Source organism: bacterium (assembly GCA_018814885.1).
Lineage (GTDB): Bacteria > Krumholzibacteriota > Krumholzibacteriia > LZORAL124-64-63 > LZORAL124-64-63 > JAHIYU01.
In genome coordinates, this window is sequence record JAHIYU010000084.1 from 1 (window position 1) to 7,209 (window position 7,209).

9 protein-coding genes are annotated in these 7,209 nt (G+C 64.0%); 6 read left to right on the forward strand and 3 right to left on the reverse strand.

The features are described 5' to 3' along the window. Positions 1–82 precede the first annotated feature (82 nt). Positions 83–892: a hypothetical protein gene (locus tag KJ554_05115; GenBank protein ID MBU0741719.1), complete on the reverse strand. Its 810-nt coding sequence runs from the start codon at positions 890–892 to the stop codon at positions 83–85. Then, entirely contained in the window at positions 893–1,924 is a 1,032-nt protein-coding gene (locus tag KJ554_05120; protein MBU0741720.1) for a hypothetical protein, read from the reverse strand. A gap of 443 nt (positions 1,925–2,367) precedes the next feature. Here KJ554_05120 and KJ554_05125 point away from each other — a divergent pair, with 443 nt between their 5' ends. The 5 genes from KJ554_05125 (at position 2,368) to KJ554_05145 (ending at position 5,844) form a co-directional block, all read left to right on the forward strand. After that, on the forward strand, positions 2,368–2,703 hold the full coding sequence (locus KJ554_05125; protein MBU0741721.1) for a hypothetical protein: 336 nt from the start codon (positions 2,368–2,370) through the stop codon (positions 2,701–2,703). A gap of 267 nt (positions 2,704–2,970) precedes the next feature. Next, entirely contained in the window at positions 2,971–3,516 is a 546-nt protein-coding gene (gene def, locus KJ554_05130) for a peptide deformylase (GenBank protein MBU0741722.1), read from the forward strand. Between the two features lie 24 nt (positions 3,517–3,540). Continuing rightward, the gene (locus KJ554_05135; protein ID MBU0741723.1) at positions 3,541–3,915 is read left to right on the forward strand and encodes a hypothetical protein; all 375 of its coding nucleotides are present in this window, start codon (positions 3,541–3,543) and stop codon (positions 3,913–3,915) included. A gap of 18 nt (positions 3,916–3,933) precedes the next feature. After that, the gene (locus KJ554_05140; protein ID MBU0741724.1) at positions 3,934–4,902 is read left to right on the forward strand and encodes a pyridoxal-phosphate dependent enzyme; all 969 of its coding nucleotides are present in this window, start codon (positions 3,934–3,936) and stop codon (positions 4,900–4,902) included. A 123-nt stretch (positions 4,903–5,025) separates the two neighbouring features. After that, positions 5,026–5,844: a hypothetical protein gene (locus KJ554_05145; GenBank protein ID MBU0741725.1), complete on the forward strand. Its 819-nt coding sequence runs from the start codon at positions 5,026–5,028 to the stop codon at positions 5,842–5,844. Here the strand turns inward: KJ554_05145 and KJ554_05150 are convergent, their stop codons facing one another. Then, a complete protein-coding gene (locus KJ554_05150; protein ID MBU0741726.1) occupies positions 5,845–6,141 on the reverse strand; it encodes a (2Fe-2S) ferredoxin domain-containing protein in 297 nt (98 codons plus the stop codon). Positions 6,142–6,240: 99 nt separating this feature from the next. On the opposite strand from KJ554_05150, the gene KJ554_05155 reads away from it, so the two are divergent. Then, positions 6,241–6,825, forward strand: a complete 585-nt coding sequence (locus tag KJ554_05155) for a DUF1579 domain-containing protein (GenBank protein MBU0741727.1) — start codon at positions 6,241–6,243, stop codon at positions 6,823–6,825. Positions 6,826–7,209 lie beyond the last annotated feature (384 nt).

A 7,209-nucleotide genomic window follows, 5' to 3' on the forward strand; every position in this document is an offset into this window, starting at 1 on the left:
ACAGCGGCTGTTGAGTGCTGCGGCGGCGGCGCTTCATCGTCATCAGACTTCCTCCGTGATCGTGGTGCGCCGCTATGATACACTACGCTCGCAATCGATGGGATAGGAATGCGCGGCGGGTCGAGTTTTTCAACGGGCTGATAGAGGACGTCTGGGGATAGACCGACCCGGTCGTCGGGACAACATCAACGGGTGCGTCCGTCGCCGGTTGGGTGTCGGTCAGGCTGTGGGTGCTGAAAATCTCCCAGAGCTCATACCGCAGGTCCGGGAATTCCAGGTAGGCGATCTCGTACAATTCCTTGGTTGTGAAAGGCATTTCATTCATCATCAGATTCCATACTTGATCTCCGCCGATCTCGAGCCGGTCGTTGTCTGCAGCGGATTCCCCATCGAAGAGATCCCATAGAATCGAAGCGACGGTGTACTCGTCGAACGGGTGGTTGCTGTTACCGTGGGGGACATTAAGAATAGACCCGTCTGCCTGATCCGTTTGGAATACATCAGCCTCGGAATTGTCTTCCAGATCCCAGGTGCTTGTAGAATTCGACCAGTCGTAACTATGGTCCGACGGTGAGTGCGGGGTTGTGGCCGTTGTATAAACCGCTACGGGATAGTAGTTCGCCCATCCTTCAATGATGGCATCTACGCTGCAATCGTTAAATGCTGCATTGTGATTCCAGTAATTCGCACAATCGTTGGGACACTGTCCCGGGTGGCCGCCGTCATTGTCGGTTTGACCGTCGGGGAAACCGTCCGGATACATTTCGAACATCAAGGTGTGACCGTATTCATGCAGAATGGTGTCACCCGGTAGGCGAGCGCGGTTTGCCGGAAAGTAGAGGGTCTGACCGTTGGTGCTCGGACCCCTGTTGCTGTTGACCTGGACGGTCACCTAGTTCTGTTTTCTCGGATGCCCCCAACTCGTTCTCCATCCTCTCCTGATTTCATTGAATGCGCATGACCCTTCAAGCTCCATCCCGGTATTGAACAGTAGATTTTCTGTATAATCGCCCGTACTGGTTGGCTGGAAAACATCGGAGCTAAGGGTAATCAGGTCTGAATCAAGAATATTATCGAATCGTTCCGATCTGACCTGGTCGCACTCGAGCTCAACCCGGACGAAGGCATCAACGGGGTCGGTGCCCGAAGGGCTGTCCCAAACGTCCAGGTAAGTAGGCGGAGCGACATTATACAAGCCCGAGGCGTCTGTCTGGCCTCGCCACAACTCTTCGTCGGACCAAAGAGGATTCTGATTCATGATGACGACCGTTGCATCCTCCAGGGGCCCCAGGGCGGCTACGCCATCTCCGCTGCCCTGGATCTCTCCATGGAGCCAAAACTGATCTGTGGGGGCTTGTTCGTAGAGGTTTCGCTTACTCTCGATGATTGCTCCGCTGATGGCGTCGATCAGGATATCCACGTCAAGGGGCCGTTCGATTCGAACCTTCCAGACAAGCTTGTCCGGTGACATAGCATAAAGCTTGGGTTGCTCGATAAGATTCAATTCTTCAACACGGTATTCCTGGGCAAGCCGCTCGAGAATTTGGGTTTTGGAAAGCAAAGGGGCGGCTGGAATTCGGGCTCCGTCGGGAACAAAGTGTCTCACGCTGTAAATCTCACCGGCATGGTTCATGGTGATTTTAGATACAGCTCCATAGAACGGGTACCCGTTGGCGATGGCTCGATAGGTAACGATGAAGCTGGCCTTGCGATCGGGAAAGAGATTGGGCTCATATTGGTTGGTGACAACGTTTAAGATCTCTATCGAGGAATTGGCCAATGTCCCCAGGGATATGGGGTGACCGGTGATAAAATCAAGAGCGATCGTCCGGGATTCCGCCGCCGAAATAACCGGCTTGTCGAATGAAGAGGGCCGGGACCGACCCAATCTGACAACCAATCCGGTGTCCTGGTGGCGTCGCACGATACTCCAATCGATTCCAGCGTTCTGATATGATTTGGCACTGGAACGACTGATTGGAGGCTGAATGTCCGGCAGTATTTCAGCATAAAGGCTGGGCGCCCCAATAAGACAAACTATCGAGGCACTCACGATTGACAGGACTTTTGACCGGATCATGCTCCCCCCCCGTGTTTCAGTAGTGATAAGCAGTGAACTTATCTAATCATCTGATCCAATTATTTATCATATATCATAATGATAAAGGCCCGTCAATCGGTTCCTCTGGTATCTTCGGATGCTGCGTGTCAAGCCATTGGTACGCAGGTCAAGCCGAAGTGCTGGAGCAATCTCTCGCATAGTATTTCGTACCGAAGTGTTTCCGTCTAAAGGAGCATTGGCGCGAACGCCGATCCGGTCTATGCTAGCCGAAACCTGGATAGGCAATTACCAAGGAGGAGACGAAAATGAAACGAACCCTGACCCTGACCGCCCTGCTCGCCCTGGCGCTGACCCTGGTCTTCGCGACGGGCTGCGGCACCAAGGCCGAGGCCCAGGCCAAGTGCGCCGGCTGCGGCATGGAATTCCCCGAGAAGGACGCCGTCGTGATGGACGGCAAGACCATGTGCCCCCACTGCGCCGAGGCCGCGCCGGCCGCCGGGGAGACGGTCATGCACGCCTGTGCCAAGTGCGGCATGGAGATGGCCGCGACCGAGATGGTCGAGCAGGGCGGCAAGTGGTACTGCGGCCATTGCGCGCCCGCCGAGGAGCCCAGCGAGCACGAAGGACACGGCCACGGCTAGCCGTCACGGCCCGGCGCGCCCCGCGGCGCGCCCGGCAGGAATCCGACCGCCGCCGTAGCGGCCGGGGCCGGGGGGTGGTCCTTTGCGCCCCGGACCGGGATCGGTTAACGTGTGCTCCCGCGGCGGGATACGACGTTGATGCGCGATGCGCGGGTCACGGGCCCGACATGGCATGATTCATGATGTCATTTGCATTGTGGCCAGATCAGCGGGGCGCTCGCCGGTCCGCCCGTAGATCCGCTCGATGATCCGGAGGAGCTGCCGAAGATGGCCATCCTGAAAGTCGCCCGCATGGGACATCCGGTCCTGCGCCGGCTCGCCGAGACGATTCCCCCGGAGGACATCACCGGTCCCGAGGTGCAGACGCTCATCCGGGACTTGCTCGAGACCATGCGCGAATACGCCGGCGTCGGTCTGGCCGCACCGCAGGTGCACGTCTCGAAACAGCTGGCCCTTGTCGGCGGCGAGCTGGACGAGGAAGACGAACCGATCATCCGCGTGGTGATCAACCCGGTGATCACGCCGACCACCGGCAAGCTCTACGGCATGTACGAGGGATGCCTCAGCGTGCCGGGCCTTCGCGGCTGGGTGGAGCGGCCGGCCGCCATCCACGTCGTGCATCACGACATGCACGGTGAACGTGTCGAGAGGGAGCTGGAGGGTTTCGCCGCGGTGGTCATGCAGCACGAATGCGACCACCTGCGTGGCGTGCTGTACGTGGACCGCCTGAAGGACATACGCAAGCTCGCCTTCGAGGAGGAAGCCGAGCGCTTCCTGCCCATCGAGCGCATGATCGACGAGAGAGACCTTTAAAAAGTCGCCCAGGAGTTGCACCAGATGGACCTGCTGACCGATGCCGTGACCGCCTTCAACAACCGCCGCTACACCGCCGCCGCCGAACTGACCGCCCAGGGCATGCGCACCGCGGTCGGGCGCGACGAGCTCTTCTGGATCGGCCTGCACGAGGCCTGCCAGGCCTTCGAGCACATCGCCGACAACAAGCTCGCCCCGGCCGAGGGCAAGCTGGTGGCGGCCATGGAGAAGCTGCGTCATTTCGGCTACCGCTACCAGAACCTGGAAGTGACCAGCGTCCTGGCCGGCCTGCGCCGCGGCCTCGAGGAGGCCCGCGCCGTGCGCAGCGGCCAGCGCCGGATGTTCGACGTGAGCCTGCTGCCGCAGATCAAGATGGCGGCCAAGGCCAAGAACCTCTGATCCCGGTGCCATCGACTCATGACGCGATACGCCGTCACGCTGCAGGACATCGAGGAGGCCGCGACGCGACTCGCGGGCGTGGCCCACCGCACGCCCGTGATGACCAGCCGGATCCTCGACGAACTCGCCGGCCGCCGCCTCTTCTTCAAATGCGAGCACCTGCAGAGGGTCGGCGCCTTCAAGTTCCGCGGCGCCTGGAATTCCGTAAGCCAGTTGCCGGACGACGCGGCCGCGCGCGGCGTGGCCACCCACAGCAGCGGCAACCACGCCCAGGCCCTGGCGCTGGCCGCCCGGCTGCGCGGGATACCCGCCCACATCGTCATGCCCAGCACCGCGCCGGCGGTCAAGCGCGCGGCGGTGGAAGGCTATGGCGCGCGCATCGTGGACTGCGAGCCCACGCTGGAGGCGCGCGAGGCCGCGGCCCGGCGCGTGCTGCAGGAGACGGGCGCGGTCTTCGTCCATCCCTACGACTACCCCCCGACGATCGCCGGACAGGGCACCGCCGCGCTGGAACTGCTGGAGCAGGTGCCCGACCTGGACGCCGTGGTGGCGCCGGTGGGCGGCGGCGGCCTGATGTCCGGCACCTGTCTGGCCGCGCGCGGGCGGCGGCCGGACATCCGGCTCTTCGGCGCCGAGCCAGCGGGGGCGGACGACGCCAGACGTTCCCTGGCCGCCGGCGCACGGATCCCCCAGACCTGTCCCGACACCCTCGCCGACGGGTTGCTCACGAGCCTCGGCGAGCTGACCTGGCCGGTGCTGCGAGATCACCTGGAGGACATTTCCACCGTGACCGACGAAGAGATCGTGCGGGCCATGCGGCTGGTCTGGTCGCGCATGAAGCAGCTGGTCGAGCCGAGCGGCGCGGTGCCGGTGGCGGCGGTGCTCACGGACGGTTTCAGGGCCCTGCGGGGGCTGTCGAGGGTCGGCGTGGTGATCTCCGGCGGAAACGTCGATCTCGGCGATCTGGCGCGGCGCGGGATCCTCTGAAAAAGGAGCTCCCGGACCCCGGTAAACACCGTCCGGGGACTTGCGGTTGACGGGTGCCATTTCTATCGTGGGAATCACTACTCGCGGGTGGTGATGATCCCTTTCCCGGGAACGAGCACAGGCATGAACGAACGGCTACCGGAAGAAACACTGAATTGTCTGGAGCAGCCCTGGCCCTGCCAGGAATCGTGTTCGGTCCGCCACTTCGAACTTCTGCGTCAATGCGACGTGCGCGGGCTGCTGCATTGCCACACGGCCTACGTCGACGGCGCCCACGACCTGGCCGCGATCGTGGGAACGGCCCGCGAACTCGGCCTGGACTACCTGGGCGTCACCGACAAGCTGATGAGCGATTACTGCGCGGACGGCCTGTGCGCCGAGAGCATGGCCAGCCAGCGGGCGGAGATCGAGAAGTACAACGCCGACGGCAACGGCTTCACCCTGCTGCACGGCGTCGAGGTGGAGGTGGATCCCGAGGGCAACCTGCCCGTCGACGAGGAACTGCTCGCCGGCTTCGACTACGTGGTGGCCACCATGCACCACTCCCACGACCTGGACCGCGAGCGCCAGACCACGCGCGCCCTGCGGGCCGTGAAGCACCCCCGCGTCTCCATACTCGGCCATCCCATCGGACACTTCATGACCACCGGGCGCGATCTGCCCCTGGACATCGACCGCGTCCTGACCGCCGCGTCGGCCGCCAGGGTCGCGGTGGAGATCGACGCCAACCCCGCCCACGAAGACCTCGACTGGAAGAACTGCTACCACGCCCAGAAGCTGGGCGTGATCCTGGTGATCGCCTCGGACGCCCACCGGGCCGCGCGGCTGTGCGACTACCGCCACGGCGCCGAGATGACCCGCGACGCGGGTCTCTGCTGCCGCCAGATCCTCAACACCCAGACCGCCGACGAGGTGCGCGCCTACTTCACGCGCGCCGTCTGATCACCCGCCCTCGTCGAGCTCTTCCAGCAGGGCCGGCAGATCCCGCTCTGTCAAGCCGAACGCCATCTTGCCGTCCGGGAACGTCATCGCCGTGGGCCCGAGCTCGCAGCCGCCCAGGCAGCCGCTGGCGAAGATCCCGACGCGGGCGTCGAGCCCGCGCTCGGCGGCCATCTCCCGCAGTTCCTGGCGCAGGGCGGAGCCGCCACGGTCGGCGCAGCAGGGCTTGGGATGTCCGTCGGGGCGCTGGTGGGTGCAGACGAAGGCGACGGCGTCGAAGGGCAGATCCTGTTTCAACATGAGATTACGTCCTTGTCGGGATCCCGGGGTTGGCCCGGCGGGCCGGTTCGCTGTAGTCTATGCCGGTTTCACGAGACTACAATCAAGGGGGATAATCTCATGACCGCACGCATGTCCTGTCTGGTTCTCTGCCTGATGCTGATCCTGGCCGTCCCGGCAGCCGCCGCCGACGAATACGACATGGAGGCCATGACCGCCGCCTGGGCCGCCGCCGCGACGCCGGGGCCGGTCCACGCCCACCTGGCCCGCATGACGGGCGACTGGGACATCGTCGCCACCGTCTGGATGGAGCCCGGCGCGGCCCCCACGGTCAGCACCTCCACCAGCCACGGGGAGATGATCCTCGGTGGGCGCTTCCTCGAGGAGCGCCTGCGCGGCGAGGCCATGGGCATGCCCTTCGAGGGCAGGGGCCTGACCGGCTACGACAACACCACCCACACCGTCACCGCCATCTGGATCGACACCATGGGCACCGTCATCTCGGTGCTGACCGGCGTCTACGAGAAGATCGGCGAGCCCCTGGAGCTCTGCGGCAGCATGGTCGATCCCGTCAGCGGCCAGGAGTTCGGCATTCGCACCGTCACCACATTCGTCGGCGACGACGGGCAGCGCATGGACTACTTCATGACCATGCCGGGCGCGGACGAGATGAAGTCCATGGAGCTGGTCTACACGCGCAAGTGACGCTGCCGGTTGTCGGCGACGGACGGCATGACGCATGACGGGGGACGGCCGGCCGGCGCCGCCTCCCGTCCCGCGCGGCCGGAGGGCGCGCGGGGATGTCATTCCCCGCCGGATGCACGTTTCCCGTGGCGGCGGTCCCGCCCTTGCTGCGGGCCCCGGCGCGGGACCGGCCGCGACGGGGACGAGGACTGATGCGGCCCGCGCTCGGGATCAGTCGCGACTTCATCACCGCGCGTTGGTACAGGTGATCCGCGACGCGCCCGGTCGACGCTGGACTGGTCGGACGCCGTCGCCGGTCCCGCCCAGACACCGGAGGGAACCATGGGATTCTCGAGAATAATGCCACTGGCGCTGGCCTCGGCGTTGCTCGCCGCGGCATCGCTC